Raw genomic sequence first — 25754 nt, 5'->3', positions numbered from 1 at the left:
CAGATACTCAGAATCAGTTTCAATGTCAACACTTTTGCAACAATCATCGGAAGACATGAAACGCTTTTTAACTCAATTATCTCTCATAACGCTGCTGAGTTTTTCATTTTCAGACTTGCTACAGGCTCAGTCAAACATCTCCACCAAAAAAAACCAACCCCCTGATTTTAAAGAAAATTCATGGCAACTTTTGATAGCGGGCGGCGGTCTGAAAATTTGTTCCAGCAGCCAACCTGAACACTGTATCGACAACGATTTTCCCGATAACGCGCTAAAGAAACAAAGCTATAGCTTAACCACTGAAACTTTGTCCAAGGTGCTTGAATTAAATGCCTATCAAGAGCTTGATAACCAGAGAAAATCGCAATTAAATACGCTATTTGAGTATTTTTATGCAAACCCCACTCAGGTAATTGGAACAGCCGGTATTCGCGATGCCTTTGAGCAGGCCAGCAATCAGTTTGATGGTGCCAGTTTTTTCACCAATTTACCTAATGCCCTTTATTACGCCATTGTGGATTTCACCGAGCAGGTCAATGCGCAAAAAGAACAGGTCAAATTTCTTGCCAGTAAGAGCAAAGCCAGCCAGGACATTTTTCTGAAGTTTGTTGAGCAAGCCAACAGCAAACGTGAAGACGATGAAACATTAACCTTGTTATTCACAACGGCTTCAGCAAGGGACCCCTTCGCCGCTATCGATTTTTATCAGCAAACTTTGGAACAAGCCGCTCGTAATCTATATCCCACGCTAGACATTGAGGTGAACTGGCTGCCGCTTGATGAATCCTTGGCGACCCTGATCAATAATACCCGCTCTTGCGATGAGCTTTTTGCATTACAGGCCAAGTCTGAGCTGTACAATCGCAACCAACGTTACCCGGAGTACAGTAGCCGTCTAATCAACGCCTGCCAACAGCCGCAAAGCATCACAAATCAGATAGTTCAGGCTCATGGTTTGTTTATCAATGGCGGTGATCAGATGAGAACCCTAAACAGTTTTCAGATGAAAACCAGCCCCTCCACTACACTGGCAACTTTGTTAAATTCAAGGATCAGTCAAAATAAAATGCTCCTTGCAGGTACCAGTGCCGGGGCTGCAGTTATGAGCGGTGGAGTTCGTCAGAACAGGCCCGTCCCCATGATCACAAGTGGCCAATCAAACTTCGCTCTGGTGAGAGGTGCCTTTGCATTACCACCCGCACCGTTTGGCTGTGAAAAAGATGGAAACTGTCCTAATGGTCTTCTGGAAGATGATCTAACCTATCGCCCCGCAGGTGGGTTAGGACTGTTCAAAGCCGGTATTATTGATACCCACTTTTCCGAACGAGACAGACAAGGTCGACTGGTGACCCTGGCCGCCTTCACCAAAACCCAGCTTACCTTTGGTATTGATGAAAATACGGCGTTATTGTTCAGAGAAAACCAACAGCTCGAAATGGAAGTATTGGGTGCAGGTGGTGTGTTTATCGCAGACATGCAAGATGCCATTTTCAAAGCCCAATCTGGTAAACACCAGCTCATTGGGTTGAGTCATTACCTTAATCACGGCGATCGCTTGAGTATTACGCCAGAGCGGCAACTGCATTTTTCGTTACATAACGAAGCCCAAAAAGTGTCAGATAAAACCATGGTTTTGATCACTGAACGTGGCGAATATCGCCGTCAGGTAGGGCTAAATTGTGGTACACAACAATTTCATCGCTGGAATTCAGACAATGTCGCTTGGCTGGTTAACCCAAGCGAAGATACAATCTTTACCCTTAGCCAACAGTACGATAGAGAAACTTGCAGTTATATCAACTTGTTATTTGGAGTTGAGAATTAGAGATCCCAAAGCTTCCACAACTTGTACACAATTTAACCACCGAAAGAGAATAAGTTGTGATTAAATGAACAAAAACTGTGTATAACTTAACCAAGGCAGCTTTCAGGTGCTTGAAAATTAAACTAAAAAGTTTTTTTGAATAATCACTTTATTAATGACCGGACTTTGCGCTACACTAATATTCCTCCGGTTAATTTTTAGCAACCCTCTATTGCTAATCGGTAAAGATTTTAGTTAGCGCACGGCTCTTATGAGCCATTCCCCTAGCCCAGATGGTTTCATCTGGGCATTTTTCTTTCTGGCCCCGAATAATTGGTCATAATCAATGGCTAACTTGCTCGCCTGGCTGTGAAGTCAGTGAAATTTACAATTTTTTTAACTTTTTTCAATTGAATATCTATTCGTGTTTTTCCCTAATGCATAGGTATGTATTCGCATTTCATGCAAATAATTAGCATAAATGCCCTATTTCTTGGGTCATCTATGCAATAAATTGGTTAACAAGCTATTTACCTCTAGTTGGTTTTGCGGTATTTGTTTAATAAGCAGCCGCTAATTTTCGGGTAATACCGAAGGTGCTGTAAGTGCAATGTTTTAGACTTAACAGAAAAACCAGTTATGTTAAAAAAAGCAATTTCATTATCACAATATACCTATTCTCCTTGGTATCTCTCTGAGTGGTTTGACGAATAAACCCCGCCTCTGCTCGGCTGTGCCCCGTGTGGCTCTCTAGTCGAACTCTCAAATAAAAATCAATCCAGCAAAACAATAACAATAAAAAGTTAAGCAACTTTTTTGTTGTAGGAAAACGATCATGAACAAAACATTTCAGATGCTTTTGGGGCTTTCCTGTGCCCTGACGCCTGTCGCAGCGGCAATTGCGCAAGAAACTCAAGCCACTTCAGAAGAGCAAAGCGTAGAGCGAATCCAGGTAACGGGTTCGAATATCCGCGGTGTTGACCTGGAAGGCACTCAACCCCTGCAAATCATCAATGCCGAAGATATTGCTCGCTCGGGCGCAAACTCGGTGTTTGAGCTACTGCAAAACCTAGGTCAGACGCGCGGTGGCAGTGGTACTTTCAGCACAACCGAATCAGGCAGTACCTCCAATTCAACGCCGGCAGGTCAGGCAGCAGCGTCGTTGCGAGGATTAGGCCCGTCTTCAACCTTAACCTTGATAAACGGTCGACGAGTGGCTCCCAGCTCTTTTGCCGCAGGTACCGAGAACTTTGTGGATGTAAATAGTATTCCACTGGCAGCTATCGATAGTATAGAAGTGCTGGCCACGGGTGCCTCGGCAATCTACGGCGCCGACGCCGTTGCGGGTGTTATCAACTACATCCTGAAAAAGGATTACCAGGGCGCGGAATTGAATATCTCCTTTGAGGACAGCGTTCAAAGCTCCGATGAATCGAAAAAGAGTGTCAACCTGGTTTGGGGCGGTGAAGTCGCAGGTGGTAATCTAACCCTGTTTGCGGACCTATACGACAAAAACGCTTTTGAAGCTACAGACCGCCCGATTTCTGCCGAGCCTTTGCTGGTGAACAGCTATAGCTACTTACCTAAGTTACCCTACCCCAATATCTATTATTTTTCTTCCAGGGATGGCAACGAATTAGCCAATCCAGACTGCCCTTATGCAACAACGCGCACCCAATTTGGTGAAGACATTTGTGCCTACTACCCCAACCAGGATGTGTTGCTGGATTCGGAGTTGGAATCACAGTCGGTGGGCGCAATTTACACCCTGGAAGTCGGTGATCTTGAATGGAATACCGACTTCTTTTTAAGTCGCTCTAAGTCGGTAGCAGTATCCACACCGGCCCCCATTAATGATGAATTTGATGAGGAAGGCCCCTTTGCCTTATACAGCGCGTTGGATATCTACAGCGAAGCAGACCTTCAAGCATGGCAAGGGGTTTCCAGCCCATTTGACATCATTTGGGACGACCCCTTTACCTCGCAAGCAGGACAACAGCTTTATGGCTTTCGTTACGATGCTCGTTTCCAAAATCCCAGGACTATCGAAAACGAAACTCAGTCCTTTCGTTTAGTGTCTTCATTGGCTGGTGATATCGGCAGTTGGCAATGGGAAGCGGCGGCCACCTGGTCAGAATCCGAATCGGAGCAAGAGGCCATAGCAGGTATTTACAACCGCTATAAGTATAACGCCGCAGCGCATGGTGAGTTGTGCTCAGACGGTAGCATCGCTAACTACAATTCCGATACCGATACGCTCAGTTGTAACGGCGGCAATTTGTTAGGTGCCTTTAACCCGTTCCTGATAGGTGATAGCAACAATGATGCGATTCTTGCTGTTGCGCAAGAGCGCCCCACCCGAGACGGAAAAAGTTCAGTTTTCGGTATTGATGCCCGCTTTAATGGCGAGTTAATGGAGTTCGGTGATGACTATATTCGCGCCGCCTTCGGTGTTGAATATCGACGCGAAGAGCTGGAGGATATTCCATCGGATAACTCCCGTGCCAACTTCGAGAATCAGTTTTTGGTGGATGTGATGGGCTTTGGCTCCAGCCTGGCAGAAGCGGATAGAACTCAATATGGTGCCTTTGCAGAATTTTATGTGCCGTTACACGAAACGGTAGATATGCAATTAGCTGGACGCTACGACCATTACGATGATTTTGGTAGTACCTTTAACCCTAAAATCGGTTTATCCTGGCGCCCAAGCGATGATTTGATTTTACGCGGTAGTTTTGCCTCTTCATTCCGCGCACCTTCGTTAACTCAAGCAGGTATCGAACTGCGCACTACAACATCCACTTACGATTGTGCTGCTAATGCTGCAGTGTCTCAGTTCTATTGTGATGGCCAGGGTTTTGAATCCAGCCCTAACACCCTGGAATTAGGTAATCCCAACCTTCAAGCAGAAGAATCAGACTCGTACAGCGTTGGTTTTGCCTGGAGTCCCGGTGACGATACCACCATCACCTTGGATTACTGGAAATTTGAACATAAAAAAATCGTGGATACCAATATGACAGGTGTGATGGCCCGGGCTCTTGAGGATGCATCGTTACGGCATTGCGGCGCTTTATCACCGGGTGAATTGGGTATTTCTTTTGATTCCCGCTTATGTACCGGTTGGGACGAGAATGATGACGGTGAAATATCGGAAGAGGAAGCCATGTTGTTCTTCGACGACAATGGTAATAACATTGAAAGCGCCAACGCCGATCTTGAAACCATTCTGGAAAACTGGGACGCTTCTGGATTGGCCAGAGACGGTGGACTTCCTTTGTTCCGCGACCATGTGATCCTGCTTGATAACACCGGGACTCAAGATGTATCTGGTATAGATTTAGATATCGCTCACGATATGGATTTATGGAATGGCGTATTGTCTGTTGATTTTGACTGGACCCATTACATCAGCTTCGAACGCAATAAGCCTGGCTCAGATGAGACCGAAGAACTGGTAGGTACTTATCGCTATCCTGAGAATATCGCTAACCTTTCCGTTTTATGGGGCAACGATGACTATTACGGTGGTTTAACTGTACGTTATGTGGATGGCTATGAAGATGACATTATTGGTTTACGCAGTCGCGAAATTAACGAGCTGGTAGACATCGGTGCAATTGCTGATATTGATAGCACCCGTGATGTATCGTCGTGGACAACAGTGGATGCGCGTTTTGGTATTTTGTTCAAAGATGCCACACTGAAGTTGAATATCGACAACCTGTTTGACCGCGATCCACCTCTGGTATACGGCTCAAGCCGTGGTTTTGACACGATAAACCACAACGCCTACGGCACAACCTATCGTATCTCTTACACTCACTATTTTGAGTAGATAGTAGAGCAACTAAGAGCAAGGCGCTTCATCAATCGATAAAGCGCCTTTTTTGTTTCAGTTTCTCTTTGCAATACTATCTTTGTGTACCGGCCATAAACTCCGCTCTCATGGCAGCGTTTTTCAGAAATTCTCCCCCCAGAGCCGTGGTGCGGGTATAGGAATTATTGTCTCTTATTCCACGCGCTTTTACACAGTAATGTGTTGCATCAATTAGCACGGCCACATCATCGGTTCCCGCCAGAGCCTGCAAAGCCACCTTTATCTGATTAGTCAGGCGCTCCTGAACTTGCGGGCGCTGTGCAAAGAACCCCACCAGGCGATTTATCTTGGATAATCCCACCACTTTATTTTTAGGGATATAAGCCACAGAGGCCGAACCGTCGATAGTCACAAAATGATGTTCACAAGTACTGGTGAGGTTGATATTGGATACCTGGACTGGTTGCTCCATCTTCATTTTGTTTTCGATAATAGAAATTTTGGGAAAATGGCTATAGTCCAGGCCGGAAAAAATTTCTTCAACATACATTTTGGCGATGCGCTTCGGGGTATCGCAAAGGCTATCATCAGTTAAATCAAGCCCTAGTACCTCCATGATATCTCGCATATTGGATTCTATACGCTGCTTTTTTTCGTCACAGCTGTAGCCGTGCTCCAGCATTGGCGTTTCCAGTCCATGAGCTTCAAGGGCACTGCGCACCAACACCGCTTCGTTTGAAATCATTAACCGTTCCTTTTATTGAGTTTTGAGGGTTATACGTAAGGAAAAGTCATTTTAGATTAGTTTTCGCTAGTACTTTTTGAGGGCATTCATCCTGCAATATCAGGGGATTACTGCATTGCGCCGCAAACTTAATCGCAAAGCAATCAAACAATAAGCCACTTTGGCAGGAAAATATTACACAGATGCAGGCGCCAGCATGTCGAGCAACACCTGGCATTCTTTTTTTGTTAGCTGAGTCCAATCATCATTAATAACAGGCGGTTTTTCTGAAGGTAGCATTAAATACCTCATTGACCAGCCGGGAAACATTCGATGATCAGCCTGTCGAGTTGAAATGACTTTAACGCGTTCATGGCGGGGGTCTGTTTTAATTTTGTCGAACAGCATTTGTACCAAAAGGTCAGGTCCCTCTAGAACCTGAAAAAAGCAGTCGAAATTGCATATTAATAACCCCGTGATAGCAGCTCGTTGGTTATAGGCTTGGGAGTTCACAATGATATTTTCCATATCGCCAGCGCTAATCGAACTGGCGATTTTACTGGTGTAAATTAATCTCATCATAGTGCGCCTCCCCAATCAGTATTGATTGCCACAATGCCTTATTAGTATTGTTGTCGCGCTCTGCCTTGCAAATCTCGGTTACAAACGCCTACAACAAGGGTAAAGTAGCACGAATCTTCACGACAATACGCAAGATTACAAATTTGTAATCTTGCCAAGCAGTACCCGATGTAAGGCGATGCTTCGGTATTTACTAATAATTGCAGAACAACTATGGCTCAAGATAGAAAACACATTGTCATTATAGGTGGAAACTTCGCCGGCATTAGCGCCTTGCAAGCCATAACCAAACAACTGCCCCCCAAGGTGGATGTTACTCTCATAGACAGCAATGACAACTTTAGCTGGACACCCAACATTCACGAAATTTTGTCTGGCGTAAAAACGCCAGGTAATGTGCAAATATGCCGAAAAACGCTGGTGCACAGTCTTGGTGGACGCTTTATTCAGGACAGGGGGACGCACATTGATCACCAGAAGCAGACAGTAACCTTATCCTCAGGTGCCACACTGGCGTTTGACGCCCTAATAAAAGCCACAGGCATGCCAACGAGTGCCAATAATCATCCCAGTACGTACACATTTCGCAGCGCCTCAGACGCTTTGAAAATCAGCGCTAAAATAGATCTGTTAACGCGTATCAAAGAGCAAATTAACATCATCATCATTGGTGGCGGTTTTACCGGCGTTGAAGTATTAGGTGAATTACTCAGACAATATCAGCAATCGAATAAGGTTAAGCTGGCATTGGTAGAAGCAGGTGACAGACTGGTGAAAACCTTACCCGAAGTGGTATCACAGGATATTGTCCGGCTATGTGACAAAAGCAGCGCCAGCCTTTATTTTAATCGCCGCCTGAGTAAACAGGACAATGACGCCGTTTATCTTAGTGATGATACAAAACTACCATCCGATATCACCATCTATACCAGTGGTGCATTGCTGGCATCGATGAATTCAGAGCAATCTCCTACTATTGCAAATTACAATCAGGTTAATGAATCTCTACAAAGTACTGAATCTAAGCTTGTTTTGTGCGCTGGAGACAGTGCCAGTTTTTCCATGAACGGATTACCCTTGCCCAAGCAATCTTATTATGCACAGGAGATGGGCAAAATAGCGGGAGTTAATGCACTGCGTTTACTCAGTGGTAAACCGTTAACCTCTTTCAGCCCTAAAGTAAAACCGGTGCTGCTTTCATTTGGCGATATGAATACCTACCTGGTTTCTGGTGAGTTAGTTTTGGCCAGTCCGGCACTGGTCTCCATGAAAGAAGCCCTATATCAATTAGGTAGCCAAAAAGTGATGTCCTCGATGCCATTATTGCAGCGAGGCACCGTATTGCTAAATCAATTTAAACAATCCGCTCAAAGTGCGCTGCAATCTGATGGGAATCCTTATTTGCCTGGCAAGGTTTTACACAACAGTAAGGTGTTGCAGGCCGGCAAACACAGCGATGTTCAAAGTCTTGCCCAAAGTGCCTTCGCGACGCTACTGGAGTAAATTAGCCAACTCCTACTCCCTAAAAGGGAGTTCCTGAAAATCTGTACTAAGTTTAGTTCGAAGTACTATTCGGGGTTCCCTTTACACGCAGTAAGCGAAGTATTCAGAAGACACAACGATGAGAGGTATCAGGGAAGATACCTCAATCAATGCCAGCACAGGGAAGTGCTGTCATTGATGGTCATTGTTGTGCTGAATACGAAGGTTACGCTTTGCGTGTCAAGGGCTGCGGAGGATTCTTAAGGAGTGCCGCAGGCAGCATTCCTTGAGGCGCTGCCGGCGCCCCGGCAAAAACAACATCAAGCGTTGAAATTATTGTGCTTTATGAGCAAAGCCTCTCACTAATGATAATCACTTATTGAAGTAAGTAGTTTTGAGTGAAAATAAAACATCATCGCGACGTACTCGCCAGATAACAGCCAGCCCCAACAAAAGTTGAACCCAGTATTTTACCCATCAATTGATTGGATACCTGTCTTATCGTGAGGGTCTTAGCTTTTTGTGCCAATAAGGCATAACTAGATAGACAGATAAGCGACAACATCATAAAACTGGCCACTAACAAAGAAAACTGCGGTATCAGAGCTTGTGAAATATCAATAAATTGTGGAAATAAGGCCGTGGTAAATACTATGGCTTTGGGGTTCGTTAGTGCAACCAACACACCTTGCAGATATAAACTTTTTCTCGATTGCCGCGAGTGAGCTTTCTCCGGCTTTATGTTCACCACGCCATTTTTCCAAAGCATGACGCCCATATAGGCCAGATAAAGGGCTCCGATGACCTTAACCAAAGTAAAGGCCCAGGCTGAATGTAAAACCAGCGTGCTTAAACCCAATACCGAAAAACCGGACATGACAAATAACCCGGTAACATTTCCTAAGATAGTGAAGAGGGATTTTCTGAAACCATAAGATACAGTGTGAACTGACACCAGCAAAGCTGCGGGTCCTGGGGTAGCCGTGGCCAGTAAAGCTATGGCGCAAAAGGCCAACCAACTTTCAAACTCCATTACAAATTCCTGTAATAATAAATAAGCAGTTCAAGCGAAAATACACCTCATCCAAACCAGATAGCTTTTAAATTATTTCCCGCGTCTAGATAAATATGCCACAGCAACTCCTCATCAGTGGCCTCAAAGCTTACCTTCCACAGCACCATTGTCTCGCCTGCCTTGGCTTTGTTCACCTGCCCCAGATAAATCAATTCGCTGGATTTACCCAGTGGCGTAATCGCTCTGTCTACCGCATCATAAAATTGCGCTTCGCCGGGAATATGGGCGTCTTTGCTGTCCGCAAAGGCCTCAAGTAAGAGGTTATATTCTCTTTTAGAATGGGCAAGCCAAACGCGATCCATTAACTCACGAGAAGCTTGTTCAATTGAGTCTTGTGTCATAATGTTGAATCCTGAGCTTGAAATGAGTAGCCGTATTACTCTAATCCAACCAAGCGATTAGGCAATGAGATAAATGTAAGCAAAATGAACCGGGCAGTGATCAGCACTCCGAATTGCTACAACATCTCAAGCTAAAGTTAGCGCACTTCCTTTTCGATGGCATAGAGATCTTCGTCTATCGATTGCAATCGCTCTTCTAATACCACTCTGGCGTCCTGCAGGCCTCGATTGTAATAATAAGCGCCCATCTCGTTTGAGATAAAATCCAGTAAAAACTCCCCATCAAACTGACCTAACTCCTGATCCAGCTCTCGCTCAAACCAGGATTGCAATTTAGACACCAAAACTTCTTTTTGCTCTTTATTGAATTGTATATCTGACATTGACGACCGGATTCCTGTACTACTTATTGTTTAACCTATACAGCATCATACCGCGACTAAATCCGGGTTACTAAATTTCTTACCTGAAACACATCCACGTATTACGAGAATGGCTTTTAATTCGTCTCTTCTCATCCTTTCTCGATTTGGGCATGAAAAACCTCATACTGATAGGAAAATGAGAACTGCTTCACAACTCCTTAAAAAAGCGACTCCTCAAAATCAGGCGCAATCCGTCATTGCAGGAAAACGTGGCAAAAAAACAACTAACTCATTTGATTTAGCCGCGTTTATTGAGAGTAAACCCGCGCATTTAAGCAAGTGCACAAACCACGATGAATTTGAGCCTCAGGAGGTGAGAAGTGAAAGCCATCAACAAAACAACAAATATTACACCGGTAAAGTTTCAAAAAGCTTATTTAGATGTTTCGATGTTAACCAAACCGAATTTCAGAAAATCCACATTAAGAACGGCAATGCTTGCCGGTTTGTATTCTTCGTTAACCGTATTTTCCTCGCAGTCATTAGCAAGTGATGTTCAATCGGTAGTGATGCAAAAGCAAGCTTCCAACGGCACAGCTGCCGCAGATGTACACAATGTACTTAACAGAGTTAACAATAATGATTTTGAATGCGACAGCAACGATGCACTTTGCGAACAAGTATTAGAAATTTGTGAGGATGAAAACCTTTGTGATCTGCTGGTTCAATTATGTCAGGCCGACCAGGAACTTTGTCAGGAAATCATCGAGGAAGAATCTGGCGAAGATGAAGACTCTGATGAAGATGAAGACTCTGATGAAGATGAAGACTCTGATGAAGATGAAGACTCTGATGAAGATGAAGACTCTGACGAGGATGGAGACTCAGAGGAAGATGAAGACTCAGAGGAAGATGAAGACTCAGAGGAAGAGGAAGAGTCTGACGACGATGAAGAATCTGGCGAGGATGAAGGTTCTGACGAGGATGAAGGTTCTGACGAGGATGAAGGTTCTGACGAGGATGAAGGTTCTGACGAGGATGAAGGTTCTGACGAGGATGAAGACTCTGACGAAGATGAAGACACTGAGGAAGATGAAGACACTGAGGAAGATGAAGACACTGAGGAAGATGAAGAATCTGACGACGATGAAGGCTCTGACGATGGAGACGATACAGGTAGTGAAACAGGCGATAATACAGATCACGGCGATCACTCAGGAACAGAACACCAGAATCATTGCATGATGGAACCTGATTTTGTGGCAGTAAATCAGATGACGCACACTGCAACCCAATCAGGAAGATGGTCTGACGCAACCACCTGGGGTGGCAATGCACCGGGTAATGGCGCACTAGTCCAGATCCCGGAAGGTATCGAAGTAACCATAGCGGGTTTGATACCGGATCGTCTGGAAACCGTTCGAATAGATGGCACCCTCAACTTTGCAACGGATAGTAATACCGAACTGCAAGTGGACACCTTATTCAGCGCCTGTTCTGGGCACTTACAAATCGGTAATGCTGAAAACCCGGTGCAGCCGGATGTATCCGCCAAAGTAATATTCATCGACGATGGTGCAGTGGCAGATGAGAAACTGTTAAGTCGCGGTGCTATCCTCATGGGTAGAACAACCATCCATGGCACAACCAAAACTCACCGGGCAATCATCTCTCCGCAAGCCAAACAGGGAGACAGTGTCATCAACCTGACCACCGCCCCAACCGGCTGGGACTTTGACGACAAACTGGTGATCACAGGGACCATTATCAACGACCCCACAAGTGATGAAATTCGTGGCATTAGCGCCATTAATGGCACACAGATCACCTTAGACGAGGCTTTGAGTCTGGATCACACAGCCCCTAAAGCAGACTTAAATGTGTATGTGGCTAACATCAGCAGAAATGTGGAATTCATCTCAGAAAACACAGACTTACAACACCGCGGTCACGTGATGTTTATGAGCCATGATGTGGATGTTCAAAACGCTAAATTTACTGAGCTTGGCCGCACCGATAAAACCCAACCATTAGATGATTTTCGCTTTGATTTCCACGACGGCGGCGATGGTGATGACGCCCCTGCTACAGCAGATGTTGTTGCTTTAGGCGGCAGTAACGTGCGTGGTCGTTATGGCGTTCACTTCCATCAGGCAGGCACAGACCCAACATCAACACCTGCATTGGTTAAAGGTTCAGTGGTATTCATTGGCCCAGGCTGGGGATTCGTAAACCATTCATCTCATGTGAATTTTATCGATAATGTATCCTACGGTCTTCAAGGCGCGGGCTTCTATACCGAAGCGGGCAATGAGATTGGTACCATGCAAGGCAACATTGCCATCAGAACCGTTAACACTAGCTTTAACCTGGATGACCAGGGGGCAATTGATCCGGACCCGGGAGCCAATTTTATGGACTATGGTAACGATGGAGACGGTTTCTGGCTCACAGGCAATCAAGTAGCCATGATAGACAACGTTGCCGCGGGCGCTTCAGCACACGGTATCATCTACTGGACAGATGGTATCATGGAGGCAGGAACCAGCAGCGCAACGCGGGTAACCATTCCAACCTCAAATCTACCCAAGGGCGAACTTATTACTAATCGCAGCGCAGTACCGGTATGGTGGGCACCACTTGCCCAAAGCAGCGGTAATGAATCTTACGGTGCAACAGTGGGATTCAGAATTCGCTACATCCACGCTGAAAACTATCTGGGTAGAGATCAACAAAGCGATTTCCATCGCTCCCCCACTCAGGCCTATATCGACACCTTGTCACCTGTTATCGAAAACCTGACAGTGTGGGGTTCACGCGATGGTCTGCTACTCAACTACAATGAGCGTTTAAGTGTCAACGGTGCGCGCATTGTGGGTTTTGGCAAAGACATCAGCCAATTCAGCTTTAACGATGGTACGGCAAAATCAGGCGTGGGTTTTGACATTGGCAATGATGCCACCCATGGTCCGGCCAACGTGAGTAACATTAGTATTGAAGGTTACGCTATGGGATTTGTTACCCCCGTCAACGGCAACTGGACAGTGGATGGCATGATGCTGAATGACAATGGCACCGATATGCTCATTCAACCACCAGAAAGCGCGGCTCAAGTGAATATACAAAACATCACCTACTCCACCTTCGAAGTAGTGGACGGTGACAATGACCAGCTACCTGAGCATATTAATATCGGTAACTGATACCTGATTTAAGGTACTTACTAATAAGGACAAGCCGGGCTTGTCCTTTTTCACTAAATGCGAAGGTGATTAACCTTAAGACCCCCGATTGCCAATAAAATCGCTCTACTCTGAATTAATCTGACCGCTTTAACTTCTTTGGCACTTCCACCAATTTTGCTGAAGTATGGAAGTCCTCATCCGACTCGTATATAAAAAGGCCTCTGACAAGAAGAAAACCATACTCACCACCAATACTTGTCACATGAGTGTACCTAGTCCTAACTCCGGGATAAACAAAAGTGTGGTTCCAAGTATCACTCAGCCATCGGGCATCTTTAACTTTGTGTGGTAATTTCAGTTGCCTATTTATGCTTTTATCACCCTCTATTAATTTGTCATCATGCTTTAGACCTCTAAGACTAAACTCCAATTCAGTCAACTTAATTGGTACAACACCTTTATTCTCTAAATAAGCAACCACTTCGATTATATGTTGCTCACTTTTCTCACCAATAAAATTGATGTCCACATCAAACTGTACCCGTGGAAAATGCTCATCACGCTTGTAAAATTTGTAGACTGCCCATAGGCCACCGAGAACAGCGACTAAAGCACTTAATGATTTAACTAACGATGCTACATCCATTATTTCTGCCTAGTTTTTTAACAATAGGGTTAGGTGGTAAGGCATGATGGCCCAGTTGCCCTGCGTGCGAGTGTCCCAGCAAGCCGACTCAGCAGATTGAGCCTGATAAATGGGTTCATGATAAATGGGGTCAGAGCCCTTTTATTCAAAACGGCTTTGACCCTAATTAATAAAATGTCTGGCAAAAAAATATTTTCAGAACTGCTCACAATAATTCCTCTTTGAGAAACATAACGCCCGCAGCACGGGCAAAAATGGAGCGCAGCGGAAATTTTGTCCCTGTGACTGCGCTTGTTATATTTACAGTTCTATCATATCCGCAATTTGGTATCCCAAATTACTGACTTCGAAAACCTCACCTTTATGCCCTCGCTCAACCAACAAAACTTTATATGTTAACTCTTCAAGAGCGGCCTCCCATTTAGCTAGTTCTCTTCGTTCGTTTGATGGAATCAAGTTCTTACCATTAGTTTGTATGTCTGTTCCACCGATGTAACGAACATGCAAAATATGACCATGAGGGTCTAGACTTGCTTCTTTGAGCATGACGCGAGCTTCTTGACTCAACTCTGGTAATTGAGTCGAAGACTCTACTGGCGGAGAGATACTCTCTGAATTTATGTCTTTAAATAAAGAATGTTCGTTTAATTTAAGCTGTAAATGGCGATAGAATTTTTCTTTAAAGTCGGCGTGACTATCATAACCTTCGTAAAGGCCACGACTTTGACAAGAACTTTTAAATTCTTTCAATTCTTCGACCTGTTTTAGATCTACTGTATCCAATGCAACAGGTTGGCTAGAAAAATAAAGCATGGCTGGCTTATCAGATGATATGTGTTTTTCAATCTCTTCAACTGTTCCACTCGCATATTCAGATGTAGCGGTTCCAATACGAGTCCAAAACACACCAACTAGAAAATCACACTTATCTAAAACTTGTTTATTGATTATTTCTTGGGGGTTTGCCCCCATTTCAGGAGAGGAATGTGACTCCCATCCAATTGGCATTAATACTATATTCCTTGATTCAGAGTGCACTGTGTTCCACTCATAAATTACATCACGAATGATAGTTCTCTCTGAAGCCACATCTCCAGGAGACGCAATCATTACATTAAAAACTCTGGATATGTAGCTCATAGCGGAAAACTCTCCATGTAAATATAACGTTCCGGTAACAGGCCGAAACGGAATTGATTGTTTGGTGCCAGCGTAGCTGAAAAGCGCAAAACGAGTAATGGAGTGGAGGTCCTAGCCAGCTTGCTGGCGTCGTTTACCGGCTTGTTATGCAACGTTACTCGTTAAAACGCCTAGGGCCGGGATTATTGTTTGACGTTTTCGCAGCTGACGCACCTTTTGCAATAGCAAAACCAGAAATACCAGAGAGTATTGGTAACCCTGCTTCAGCAGAAATAGTTTTAGTAATTAACAAGATTGCTAAAACAATAACAATTAAAATAGCCAACAATACTTGGCCATAAGCAGTCCAAAAGTCATTTCGTCGTTGCAAGTATTCAGAATAGGAATCCGATATTAACCTTGGGATGAGATCATAATCTTTGTATTTATGAAGAGCCCAATGGTGAAGTAAGTCATCAATAGCTGGATGATAAAACTCTTTTTCATCACTACGCTTATTTTGTTTAATCAGAGTGTACGCAAACCAAACAAGGCCGAAGGTAAATATTATTCCAATAACAGCTAACAAAACACTCAAAACTATTTTTTCATGCATCTGCACGTACTTCCTATATGTTGCATAACATTTTTATAGACGACAAATGTCCAACAAAAACAGGATATGAGTCGTTTTTCACATTCAGATACTTTAAGGGTGTTTTTTGTCCCTGTAAACAAAACCTTTTAGATTCGGTCCAATAACGATTTTGTAGAAAAACAGCAACCGTCTTTCATCAAGAGAAATATAAAAGAAACCGTCCTTAGCAAGAGCAAATTTTTCATTAATTATTATTAGGTAGGATTGAAAAAAATTTAATGTTTTTAACCAAGCTGTCCAGCTGAAGCTGAACCTACATAAAAAGCCTACACACCACAGCCTGTATACCTAAGACAAGTGTGTTGATGAATGCTTCTGCAAAATCTGAATTCACGCCATCCATAGCGTTTACGGTGTCCCTACTCCGCCTTCAAATCACGCATAAATCGCTTGGCATTTTGCACATAGTGAACAGCGGAGAGTTCCAGGTGGGCTTTTTGTTTGTCTGACAGGGTTTTGATGACTTTACCGGGTGAGCCGACAACGAGGGAGCCGTCCGGGATTTCCATGCCTTCGGTGATCAGGGCATTGGCACCGATAACACAGTGTTTGCCGATTTTCGCGCCATTGAGTACCACGGCATTAATACCAACCAGTGAATAATCACCAATTTCGCAACCGTGCAGCATTACCTTGTGACCAACAGTTACGCCTTCCCCGATGCTTAGCGGAATGCCTTCATCGGTGTGCAGTACACTGCCGTCTTGAATATTGCTGTTCTTACCGACGGTAATTTTATCGCAATCACCACGCACAACGGCGTTAAACCAGACACTACTATTTTCTTGTAGTTCTACATTGCCAATCACATGGGCACCGGGTGCGACAAAAACCGATTCGTGACGGTTGACGGTAAGTTCTCCTAAAGCGTAAATCATGCCTGTCTCCATAAATTAAAATTATTCTTTTACGCGCAGCAAGCCTTCTTGCGTCGCAGAGGCTATCAGTTCACCCTCTTGTGAAAATAACTGGCCTCGTACGTAAGCTCTGCCATTGGCGCTGCTTGGGCTTTCTGAAACATAAAGCAGCCACTGATTAAAATCAAAACTGCGATGAAACCACAAGGCGTGATCCAATGAGGCCAGGCGCACATTTTTATCTGATGCGGATAAACCGTGTTTACGCACGGCACTCATCAAAAAATAGTAATCGGAGGCATAGCACAAAGCCCGCTGATGGAATCCCTGTTTATTCTCCACTACGTCATCTTCCGACAAACGCAACCAAACATATTGCTGTGCAGTTTCACTGTCTGAGGGAACGGTGCGAATTTCAATGGGTTTGTGATAGGGCAATGCCGCTTGCATACGCTCCGACAGTGTCACGCCCGGTTTTTCGTATTTATCGATATCATTGCTGAAGTTTTCCGGTCCGGGTACGTCGGGCATCTTTGGAGTTTGATGGGACAATCCGGCTTCATTTTTCTGAAAAGAGCACATGCAATCAAAGATAATATTGCCCTTTTGAATGGCTTTTATTCGGCGCGTGGCAAAGCTGCGCCCGTCCCTGACCCGCTCCACCTGGCAAAACACCGGGATATCGGCATCGCCTGGTAATAAAAAATAGCTGTGCAGTGAGTGCACCTGAAAATCGTTATCCAGCGTGTGTTGTGCTGCACTGAGAGCCTGTGCCATCACCTGTCCACCAAACAAAGCTCTGAATCCTAAGTCCCAGCTTGGAAATCGAAAAAAGTTTTCTTCGATTTTTTCGGGTGTCAATAAGGTGTTGATTTTTGGTTGTTTATTCATTCAATTTACTGCTTAACTTTTTACTGAATTTTAGTCAGAAATCTAATTGAAAGCTGTTCATTTTCTCAGCACTTAGTTCTGACGCTGAGACCGCGGGTCCTTCGGATAATACTTTTCGGGTAAATGATCATGATGCTCAAAGAAACGGGTATCTTTATAGGGCAACTTCATAAATCCGGAAATCCCCTCTCCTTCGATTTGTGGTATTAATGCGACGATCTGCTGCAAACAATCACGAAACTCGGCCTCTTTGCTGTGATCTAATAATTTATAATAACTGTGCACTTTAAGGTGCAGCGTTAGTGCTTCAAAAATAATACAACCCGTGTGGTGAATATCGTTGAGCCGCTTGATCACCGCTAACATGGGGTCTGGCAGGCGCAATAATTCATCGGGATCGTCACCGTCTTCAAAGTAACTGTGGGTACGGCCTTCTTCTTCAACCCCGGAAATGCGGCTTTTTTCGTAAAAAATCGTATCTCCCGGCTCAGGCACAAAGGGCTGCTCCACTGATGAACGCTCCACGTGCAGAGTATCTCTGGCATTAAACATACAGCTTTTAAAAATACCGACACGATGAATCGCTCGCGCCAGGCGCACAACATTGTTTACCGAGGCAGTAAACGAAGGTAACAATGCCGGACGATTGATATTCAGTGATGAATCGATGTAAACCCCGTCCGATTGCCAGCGCACAACAATACCCCCCAATACCGGGAATTTACCCAATCGAGATACGGCGCTAACAAAAGCCTTTTCGGTTTCTCCCATGCCTTGCATGTAGTTTTTATAATAACGTTCAAACTGAGCATCGTTAAGATAGCGCAAGTCGCTGCTATCCCCCTCTTCTCTCAAAAACGACTTACGGGAGCTGTATACGACGGTGTCGATTTCTTTTTGATCTTCGTGGTGCCAACAAGGGATCATGGCCTGTTCTGCAGCAACTCCTGGGTCGCCAAATACCAGGTTCGCCATGTAATGCATGTTCCTCAAGAAATAATCACCGGCCTCACGCTTAAGCGCAACTTCGTCACTGAGCATTGCAGTTAGTGTATGAGCCAGCTCTTTGGGCAGCCCAACGGAATTAGGGGTGATCACACTTTTACCAAATCGACAGGACTGTCCCGATGCCAGCGCATATAAAGTGCTGGCCAGCCCTTGTTCATCAAATCGCGGTGAGGATAATTCGCCATTGAGCTGCTCTTCACCGATAAAATAAACATCTCCGAGTCTGGCGTTAGTTTGCTGCAAGTCCCCCGACATTAAGTCCATAACATTATTACTGACATACTGGCCGCTAGCATCCACTTGCGCAAATACCGAGGAGCCCCAATCGATTAAGCCAACACGTTCATTTTGAGGGTTATAAACGATATTGGAAGGCTTGATATCACCATGCACAATCGGTTTATCTTGCCCTTGCTGTTTAAAGTTCCTCAAGGCATTGAGTACATCTGCCATTTGCAGTGCAATATTGATGATTTTTGGCACGTTTAAGGGGCCATCTTGTAAACTCACCTGCTCCAGATCTTTACCCATAGCGCGTTCCATCACTAAGATGGCTTGTTTGCCAACGCGCTGAAACTCCACAAGCTGCGGCACATTGGGATGATCCACATGACTGAGCATAAAGGCTTCTTCTTCCAGCCGATCTTGTACGTGCTGCGGTAAATTGGCGCGGGAAAACTTAAACACCAACTGTTGCCCTTCAGGCGATAATCCCGCAAAGGCAAAACCAAAAGCCCCTTTACCGATCAACTCGATATCCGCATAACCCAATAACTGCAATTGCTCCTTACACAGTTGCAACCAATCTTTGAGTTTTTGCGCATCCTGATGGGAAAGCAGATAAATGGATTGCTCTTCAGGGATGTAGAAATGTTTTAAATTTGAGGTGGCCATGAAACGATAAGCGCTGCCTGAGTGAAAATCCGTTGTGCAACAAGGTAAGCGATAGCGCCTGTTGCATCAACCCAAATTCACTCAGACGCACCTTCACGTCTTAATAACGCTAGGCACAATGCAGCACCACTGCCGTGCGCAAGCGTGCCTTGCCGTAGCGAGACAAGGTGACAAAATCCTCCAGCGCAATAGGAATGTGCTGACAATCGATTGGCTGCTCCTCATCCTCATCCAAATCTGGGTCATGCAGGTACAGGCACTTATCGTCTATTCCGGTTATCGTTACCCAGTGAGGCACCTTATTACCGTTTAACTGGTAGGTGCTAATCAAGCAAATCACGCGTCCGCCCTGGCGATAGATATCTGCAATATCATCAACACTTAACTCGCCATCCTCGATGGGAATATCCTGCTCTGTTGCCCGTGCTAAAAACTGCGCCTCGACGGTAGCTAGAATGTTTTTATTACGCTCATTTCTGACCCCATCAGTAAACAAAGGCAGCGCCTGGTTTATGAATACCTTTGCCTTAAATCTGCGTTTTACCGCAGCCAGGGCCAACCCTAACGGGTGACAACCACCGTGACCTGAAGTCATAAATATGGTGGTGGCCTCACGCCAGATATCCAGTTCTGACGATTGTGAAGCCTCATACTCTCTGTCCAGGGAAGCCATTGCCATCATGGTAGCAGCGGGTCCGCAAGTAAAATCCGTGGTTTGCTGGTACCAGGGAAAAGGCTTCATGGCATTAGCGCGATGCACCTGCAATATCGACTTTTGCATGCGCAGCGCATCTGAGTGGTCTTCGTAGTAGTTTTGATAAATACCGAACACCTTATAACCCAATTTGCGATACAGGTTTATGGCTGCCTCATTGCCTTTCGCCACTTCCAGGCGCATAAACAGCTTACCCATTTCCACCGACTGTTGCTCTAAGGCCAACAATAGTCTGGAAGACAAACCTGTACCTCGGGCCAACGGACTTACCGCGATGGAATACAAACGCGCAAGTCGGGTGCCTTTGCGCATAATCACCAGGCCATAGCCCAGTAACTCAGCGCCTTTTTTCGCCACCAGAAACACACGATTATTGGCTTTTAACCAATGTTGAAACTGACGTTTACTCAGCTTATCTGTGGCAAAACAGATGTTTTCAAGCGCCACCAGGCCATTGATATCGCCCCTTTGGGCCTCAACAATCACAACATCTGACGCTAAGACTTCAGTTAACTGCTCTACTGTATTCACGCTTGTTACTCTTTACCGCGAGCTTCAAGGCGGTCGGCAAATTCCTGCATAATTTGCATGTACAGCTCATCACCTAAATACTTATCTTCCACTTTGCTTTCGATACTGGGGTTATCGTTAACTTCGATAACATACACTTTGTCTTCGATTTGCTTCAAATCAACACCGTAAAGGCTGTTACCGATAAAGCTACAGGCTTTAATGGCGGCATCCAGCACAATTTTAGGCACTTCAAAGGTGGGCATAGTATCAAAACCACCCGAGGTGCTGCGTTTTGCGCCATGATTGTAAATCTGCCAGTGATTGCGTGCCATGTGATAACGACAAGCGTACAAAGCACGGCCATTTAACACGCCAATGCGCCAGTCAAATTCGGTGTAAAGGTATTCCTGAACCAACACCAAAGCCGATTCTTTTAAAAGCTTAACCAGATATTCTTCCAGCGCTGCACGATCTTTGGCCTTAAACACTCCCAAAGAAAAAGAGCTTTCCGGCAATTTAAGCACCATTGGATAAGCAAAAGTTTGCTCCAACTGGCCAATAGTGTCTGCGGTAAAACGCGTTACAAATTGGGTTTTCGGAGCCGGAACTTTGTTGTAGCTAAAAGCATCTTGCAAGAACACCTTGTTGCAACAACGCAATATGGAAGTCGGATCGTCCATCACCACCAAACCTTCCTGCTCAGCCCGGCGAGACAAGGCATAGGTATGATTCTGAATCGCCGTGGTTTCCCGGATAAATAACGCATCGTATCGGTTTAACAAATCAATTTGCTCATGGGTAACCAATTCAGCGCGAATACCGTGCTGTTCTGCCGCCCTGACAAACTTGTTCAATGCCACTTTGTCGCTGGGTGGCGTTCTTTCTTCCGGGTTAACCAAAATAGCCATGTCCCAGCGGTATTTTTTACGACTCTGGCTGCGCCATACTTTGCGGGTAAACACATCAAGCTGCTTAAAAAACAATTGTTGTTGGCACTGACTCAAATTCTGAAAATACACGTCCTGCACTATCACCTGCCACTGCCCGTCTTTTTCATCCAATAATACCCGCAAGATGGGACTTGGAAACTTAACGAATAAATAGCTGGCTAAACGGCTGGCAGACTCTTGCTCGCACCAGCCGAAATACACCATCACAGGCTTATCTGTAATGACTTCCTTAGGTTTAATCAAACCCCGCGGTAAGGTTAATACCACTCTACCGGCTTTATTATCAACATAAGCCAGGTCGTTAATGGTACTGACCGATGGCATCACCTGATGTTGTCTGGCTTCCGCCAACAGTGAACAGTGATAGCCCTGGCTCAAATAGGCTTCGGTATTGCACAAGTTAATCACCCGAGTTTTACCTTCATTAATTTTGGGGTATTCCGAGAGGTATTGAGCGAAATCCACGACAGTGGCTTCCAGCGTGGGTAATTGCGCAGTGTCATCAGCAACGACAATGGTTTTGGCCATTAGATTAGTTTTACCTGTATAGATTAGAAAAGTGTTTAACCCCGGCTTTTTACAGGGTTTGAAAAACAAACAAAAACGACATTTTTTTATCGTTACGAACAAATTTATTCGTTTTTCAATTGTTTAAATTTAGCCCAATATTTCTCCGTCAACAATTTACCAGAGAGGCAAATGGCAACTTCAAAAATGACTTTCGATTCCGCAGACGATAACGACCAGTGGACACGTAAAAACAATACAAATTTGTACTTGTTAGATCGCAGCCTGTCGCGTATCAGAAGCAAAGATGGTCGTTCCAAAATTCGTAAAATGCGCAAAGAAAAGAATTAACTGATTGGTAATCAAAATGAATATAAAAACCTTGTTACTGGCCTCGTTAATCGCTGTGCAAGCCAATGCCAACGAAACCGAAAAAGCCCCTAAAGATTTAATCAGCGAAGTGATCGGCTACTGCAAAGACATGGCAGCCGACGAACAGATTGGTAGCGCATTACTATCAGCCTGGTTGCTGGAGTGTGTGAATGCAGAGCTGGAAGCAGAGGGCTACGCGCCCATTCAAAAACTGCCGAAAAAATAGTCTGCATTAATATTTTTTAAACAGAAATGGGCGTCTTTGACACCCATTTGTTTTGTTCAACTTGTAATTCCGGGCGATCCGAGGTATCAACACATGAAAAGGTTTGAGATGTTTGATGCAATGGATATACGCTTTTTAAACACCTTTATTGAAGTCGCCCGCACACGCCATTTTGGCAAAGCGGCAGAAAACTTATATTTAACCCAATCGGCCGTTAGCGCCCGCATTAAACAGCTGGAAGAATACTTCAATACTGCGCTGTTTATTCGTCAGCGCAACAGTATTAAGCTTACCCCGGCAGGTGAAAAGCTATTACCATTTGCTGAAAATCTCAGCCATACCTTAGGCGAAGCCAGACGCTCCTTAAATGATGCCGAAATTCAACACATTGTGATCTCCGGCACTCCCAACGCCTGGGAGTTATTTCTACAAGATGAGCTACCGGATATCCAAAATCAATTCTCGGATTTGACGGTACGCGCTGAAGTTATTAATAACGAATCAATGGTGCGCTTGCTACACGAACGACTTATCGATTTGGCCTTTAGCCTCGAGCCCATTAAATCCGATGACGTGGTAAGCGATTGTATTCTCACCTCATCACTGGCCCTATACAGCGATAAAAGCCAAAGTGTGGAAGACGCACTGGAGCAATATATCCATATCGACTGGGGGGTAAAATCCTCCGAAGCCATCGAAAAACAGTACCCAAAAGTGCGCCGGGCGAATTTCAGAACGGGCTCAATACAGGTGGCTTTATCCTATTTTGCGCGTAATGGCGGCAGCTTGATTTTACCCGATAAAATAGCGGAGTGTTTTGGCAGTACCATGCACCGTCTGGAAATGGTGCCCATTGAAATCAAAACCTACATACATTATCTGAGCGATACTAACAAACGCGGTATGCAGGAAGTCATTAACTATCTTTCTGGCGAGTAAATTGAACGGCTCTGACACAGGCAAATGACCATGTCAGAGCGACCATAAAACGAAACAAAACCACTCAAATTAAAGCAAAAATGCGGCACTGGCGACTGCGACAGGCAAGATGATCAGAGTACGCAGGATAAACAAGATCACCAAATCCATGACCTTTAGCGGAAAGCCCAGTTTCAGAATTACTACGCCGGTTTCCGACATAAATATTAACTGACCCACCGCCAGAATTGCGATGATAAAACGCGTCGCCTCAGAGCTAAGTTCGGCACCAATTAAAGCCGGTAAAAACATATCGGCAAAACCGATCACCATGGCCTGACCCGCAACCGCAGCATCAGCCACTGAAAACATATCTAATACCCACACCAAGGGCATAGCAAGCCATTGGGATATGGGCGTATATTCTGCGAGCAATAATCCGGAAGTTGCAATAAACATAGCGGCAGGCAAAACCCCCAACCAGATTTCCAGAATATTCAGGCCAATGCCTTCTACCACTTTGCTGAGCTTAGGGGCTTTTTCTGCACGTCGCATTGCCGAGCGCCAGGCCTTCTGGTGCGTCGTCCCGGTAATTTCCGGCTCCAATGCTTGATACTTAGCCAGGCAAGTGTCGGCCTTATTAGATAGGGGTGGAATACGCGGCAAGATAATGGCACAGGCCACACCGGATACAATTAAGGTGGCGTAAAACAGGTAAAAATGCGCCATCAGATTCATGGTATCCACAACAACAAAGGCGAAGGTAATAGAAACAATAGAAAAGTTAGTGGCAATCACTGCCGCTTCCCGCTGGGTGTAAAAACCACTGCGCATCTGATTAGCGGTAACCACTAAGCCCACCGAACTGCCACCTAACCAGGAAGCAATGGCATCAACGGCACTTCTACCGGGTACGGTAAACAAACGACGAAACCATTTTTCAGCATAAGAGCCTAAAAACTCCATCAGGCCAAAATCGGTAAGAAATGGAAGAATGATGCAACCTAGCCCAATGGCTACCATTACACTAACCAGTAAATCGTTTAGAACCAGGCCTCCCATGTCGCCATGCCAGAGCCATTCTGGTCCCATTTCCAGCCACACCATAATAGCCATAATGGTGCCGGCCCAGCGAATTATTGACCATATTGGCGAGGTATGAAAAATACGGGAAAAAGTATTATCGTTTTGGATGTGTTTGCCTTTCTTTTGATACAGCAAAGCGCCGCCACAAGAAATAATGCACAGATATACTACAAAGGCTGAGAGGTAATTGCCCACAAAGTCTTTAATAAAATTACTGGCAATGCCCAAAGGAACAATCAGCGAGCCATCCTGTGGAATGGGCGCTAACAGTGCGGCAATACCCAGTATTGAAGCGAAAATAAAATAAAGTGCGGGTCGACGATTGTTGATAAATTTATTCCTTATTTCCCTGACAAAAGCGCATCCAGCCCTTGAATTAGAGGCAATGGCGGTAGCGCATGGCAATAAACCAAGATATGCCGCAACAATCAAGTTTTTTCTATGGAAATCCCCCCCAAGTTTCGCAGAATCAGTGAAATAGCCGTCTGTTTTGCTACACTGGAAAATAATCAAAGTAACACAGATGGTTAACCATGAATTTTGAAATGTTGGGAAACTTTGGTGATTTTGTCGGTGGCATCGCAGTGGTGATCACCCTCGCTTATCTTGGCTATCAAATCCGGCAAAACACCAAAGAAGTGCGGAACAATTCCATTCAGGCTCTGCTGGAACGCAGTATTCACCTTTTTGAAGACAATATTAATTCACCTCTTCCCGAGATACTGGACAAACTGGACAACGGCTTAACCATTAATCAAGCTGACAGATGGCGACTGGAGATGTTTGTGCGCAGGAACTTTCAGCTTTACGAGCTAGTTTATCTAAAACACAAAGAGTGCCGAATTTCGCAACAAGTTATGGATGCCTACAAAAGACGTATGCTGGCCACGATGGAGCGCCAGTATTTTGCTGACTGTTGGCCCATGGTGAAACAATTTTATACAGAGGACTTCGCAAACTACGTAGATTCCCTGGAGAAGTAAATTAGCTTACTTTAGACTCGAAGCCAATCTTAT

The 25754-nt window shown here is 44.9% G+C and carries 23 protein-coding genes; 9 read left to right on the top strand and 14 right to left on the bottom strand.

Annotated elements, in window-relative coordinates; all coding sequences use genetic code 11:
* Positions 1 to 22 precede the first annotated feature (22 nt).
* Both AABA75_RS10345 and AABA75_RS10340 read left to right on the top strand, forming a co-directional pair.
* Positions 23 to 1825: a cyanophycinase gene (locus tag AABA75_RS10345; RefSeq protein WP_338292533.1), complete on the top strand. Its 1803-nt coding sequence runs from the start codon at positions 23 to 25 to the stop codon at positions 1823 to 1825.
* Between the two features lie 814 nt (positions 1826 to 2639).
* Complete coding sequence (locus tag AABA75_RS10340) at positions 2640 to 5642, top strand: TonB-dependent receptor domain-containing protein (RefSeq protein ID WP_338292532.1); 3003 nt, start codon at positions 2640 to 2642, stop codon at positions 5640 to 5642.
* A 76-nt stretch (positions 5643 to 5718) separates the two neighbouring features.
* Here the strand turns inward: AABA75_RS10340 and folE are convergent, their stop codons facing one another.
* Both folE and AABA75_RS10330 read right to left on the bottom strand, forming a co-directional pair.
* On the bottom strand, positions 5719 to 6369 hold the full coding sequence (folE, locus tag AABA75_RS10335) for a GTP cyclohydrolase I FolE (RefSeq protein ID WP_338292531.1): 651 nt from the start codon (positions 6367 to 6369) through the stop codon (positions 5719 to 5721).
* Positions 6370 to 6543: 174 nt separating this feature from the next.
* Complete coding sequence (locus AABA75_RS10330; protein WP_338292530.1) at positions 6544 to 6930, bottom strand: BLUF domain-containing protein; 387 nt, start codon at positions 6928 to 6930, stop codon at positions 6544 to 6546.
* A gap of 213 nt (positions 6931 to 7143) precedes the next feature.
* Here AABA75_RS10330 and AABA75_RS10325 point away from each other — a divergent pair, with 213 nt between their 5' ends.
* Complete coding sequence (locus AABA75_RS10325; RefSeq protein ID WP_338292529.1) at positions 7144 to 8433, top strand: NAD(P)/FAD-dependent oxidoreductase; 1290 nt, start codon at positions 7144 to 7146, stop codon at positions 8431 to 8433.
* Positions 8434 to 8824: 391 nt separating this feature from the next.
* Here the strand turns inward: AABA75_RS10325 and AABA75_RS10320 are convergent, their stop codons facing one another.
* The 3 genes from AABA75_RS10320 to AABA75_RS10310 form a co-directional block, all read right to left on the bottom strand.
* Positions 8825 to 9445: a LysE family translocator gene (locus tag AABA75_RS10320; RefSeq protein ID WP_338292528.1), complete on the bottom strand. Its 621-nt coding sequence runs from the start codon at positions 9443 to 9445 to the stop codon at positions 8825 to 8827.
* Positions 9446 to 9492: 47 nt separating this feature from the next.
* Positions 9493 to 9828, bottom strand: a complete 336-nt coding sequence (locus AABA75_RS10315) for a hypothetical protein (RefSeq protein ID WP_338292527.1) — start codon at positions 9826 to 9828, stop codon at positions 9493 to 9495.
* 137 nt (positions 9829 to 9965) lie between these two features.
* A complete protein-coding gene (locus AABA75_RS10310; RefSeq protein ID WP_338292526.1) occupies positions 9966 to 10211 on the bottom strand; it encodes a DUF2164 domain-containing protein in 246 nt (81 codons plus the stop codon).
* A 109-nt stretch (positions 10212 to 10320) separates the two neighbouring features.
* Between AABA75_RS10310 and AABA75_RS10305 the strand changes: the two genes are divergently transcribed.
* Together AABA75_RS10305 and AABA75_RS10300 are read left to right on the top strand one after the other, a co-directional pair.
* Positions 10321 to 10746, top strand: a complete 426-nt coding sequence (locus AABA75_RS10305) for a hypothetical protein (RefSeq protein WP_338292525.1) — start codon at positions 10321 to 10323, stop codon at positions 10744 to 10746.
* Complete coding sequence (locus tag AABA75_RS10300) at positions 10688 to 13396, top strand: G8 domain-containing protein (RefSeq protein ID WP_338292524.1); 2709 nt, start codon at positions 10688 to 10690, stop codon at positions 13394 to 13396. Before AABA75_RS10305 ends, AABA75_RS10300 begins: the two co-directional genes overlap by 59 nt.
* A 115-nt stretch (positions 13397 to 13511) precedes the next feature.
* Here AABA75_RS10300 and AABA75_RS10295 read toward each other — a convergent pair whose 3' ends face one another.
* From AABA75_RS10295 to AABA75_RS10260, 8 genes are all read right to left on the bottom strand, one after another.
* Positions 13512 to 14024: a hypothetical protein gene (locus AABA75_RS10295; protein ID WP_338292523.1), complete on the bottom strand. Its 513-nt coding sequence runs from the start codon at positions 14022 to 14024 to the stop codon at positions 13512 to 13514.
* A gap of 300 nt (positions 14025 to 14324) precedes the next feature.
* Positions 14325 to 15164 (bottom strand): hypothetical protein, encoded by an 840-nt coding sequence (locus tag AABA75_RS10290; RefSeq protein ID WP_338292522.1) that lies wholly within the window; start codon positions 15162 to 15164, stop codon positions 14325 to 14327.
* Between the two features lie 154 nt (positions 15165 to 15318).
* On the bottom strand, positions 15319 to 15759 hold the full coding sequence (locus tag AABA75_RS10285; RefSeq protein ID WP_338292521.1) for a hypothetical protein: 441 nt from the start codon (positions 15757 to 15759) through the stop codon (positions 15319 to 15321).
* Between the two features lie 401 nt (positions 15760 to 16160).
* Entirely contained in the window at positions 16161 to 16679 is a 519-nt protein-coding gene (locus tag AABA75_RS10280) for a gamma carbonic anhydrase family protein (protein WP_338292520.1), read from the bottom strand.
* Positions 16680 to 16700: 21 nt separating this feature from the next.
* Positions 16701 to 17549 (bottom strand): acyl-CoA thioesterase, encoded by an 849-nt coding sequence (locus AABA75_RS10275; protein WP_338292519.1) that lies wholly within the window; start codon positions 17547 to 17549, stop codon positions 16701 to 16703.
* 72 nt (positions 17550 to 17621) lie between these two features.
* On the bottom strand, positions 17622 to 19451 hold the full coding sequence (locus tag AABA75_RS10270; RefSeq protein WP_338292518.1) for a protein kinase domain-containing protein: 1830 nt from the start codon (positions 19449 to 19451) through the stop codon (positions 17622 to 17624).
* A gap of 109 nt (positions 19452 to 19560) precedes the next feature.
* Positions 19561 to 20697: a GNAT family N-acetyltransferase/peptidase C39 family protein gene (locus AABA75_RS10265; protein ID WP_338292517.1), complete on the bottom strand. Its 1137-nt coding sequence runs from the start codon at positions 20695 to 20697 to the stop codon at positions 19561 to 19563.
* A 5-nt stretch (positions 20698 to 20702) separates the two neighbouring features.
* Positions 20703 to 22157, bottom strand: a complete 1455-nt coding sequence (locus AABA75_RS10260) for a RimK family protein (RefSeq protein WP_338292516.1) — start codon at positions 22155 to 22157, stop codon at positions 20703 to 20705.
* Positions 22158 to 22328: 171 nt separating this feature from the next.
* Between AABA75_RS10260 and AABA75_RS10255 the strand changes: the two genes are divergently transcribed.
* From AABA75_RS10255 to AABA75_RS10245, 3 genes are all read left to right on the top strand, one after another.
* On the top strand, positions 22329 to 22487 hold the full coding sequence (locus AABA75_RS10255; protein WP_338292515.1) for a hypothetical protein: 159 nt from the start codon (positions 22329 to 22331) through the stop codon (positions 22485 to 22487).
* A 16-nt stretch (positions 22488 to 22503) separates the two neighbouring features.
* Positions 22504 to 22734 carry a hypothetical protein gene (locus AABA75_RS10250; protein WP_338292514.1) on the top strand — a complete coding sequence of 77 codons (231 nt, stop codon included), beginning with the start codon at positions 22504 to 22506 and terminating at the stop codon, positions 22732 to 22734.
* 93 nt (positions 22735 to 22827) lie between these two features.
* Positions 22828 to 23673 carry a LysR family transcriptional regulator gene (locus AABA75_RS10245; protein WP_338292513.1) on the top strand — a complete coding sequence of 282 codons (846 nt, stop codon included), beginning with the start codon at positions 22828 to 22830 and terminating at the stop codon, positions 23671 to 23673.
* A gap of 69 nt (positions 23674 to 23742) precedes the next feature.
* Here AABA75_RS10245 and AABA75_RS10240 read toward each other — a convergent pair whose 3' ends face one another.
* On the bottom strand, positions 23743 to 25170 hold the full coding sequence (locus tag AABA75_RS10240; RefSeq protein WP_338292512.1) for a YjiH family protein: 1428 nt from the start codon (positions 25168 to 25170) through the stop codon (positions 23743 to 23745).
* A 101-nt stretch (positions 25171 to 25271) separates the two neighbouring features.
* On the opposite strand from AABA75_RS10240, the gene AABA75_RS10235 reads away from it, so the two are divergent.
* Positions 25272 to 25721: a hypothetical protein gene (locus AABA75_RS10235; RefSeq protein ID WP_338292511.1), complete on the top strand. Its 450-nt coding sequence runs from the start codon at positions 25272 to 25274 to the stop codon at positions 25719 to 25721.
* The last annotated feature ends 33 nt before the right edge of the window (positions 25722 to 25754 follow it).

This window comes from Planctobacterium marinum (genome assembly GCF_036322805.1).
GTDB lineage: Bacteria > Pseudomonadota > Gammaproteobacteria > Enterobacterales > Alteromonadaceae > Planctobacterium > Planctobacterium marinum_A.
The sequence above is the reverse complement of the archived record's forward strand: the minus strand, read 5'-3'. Positions and strand labels throughout refer to the sequence as shown.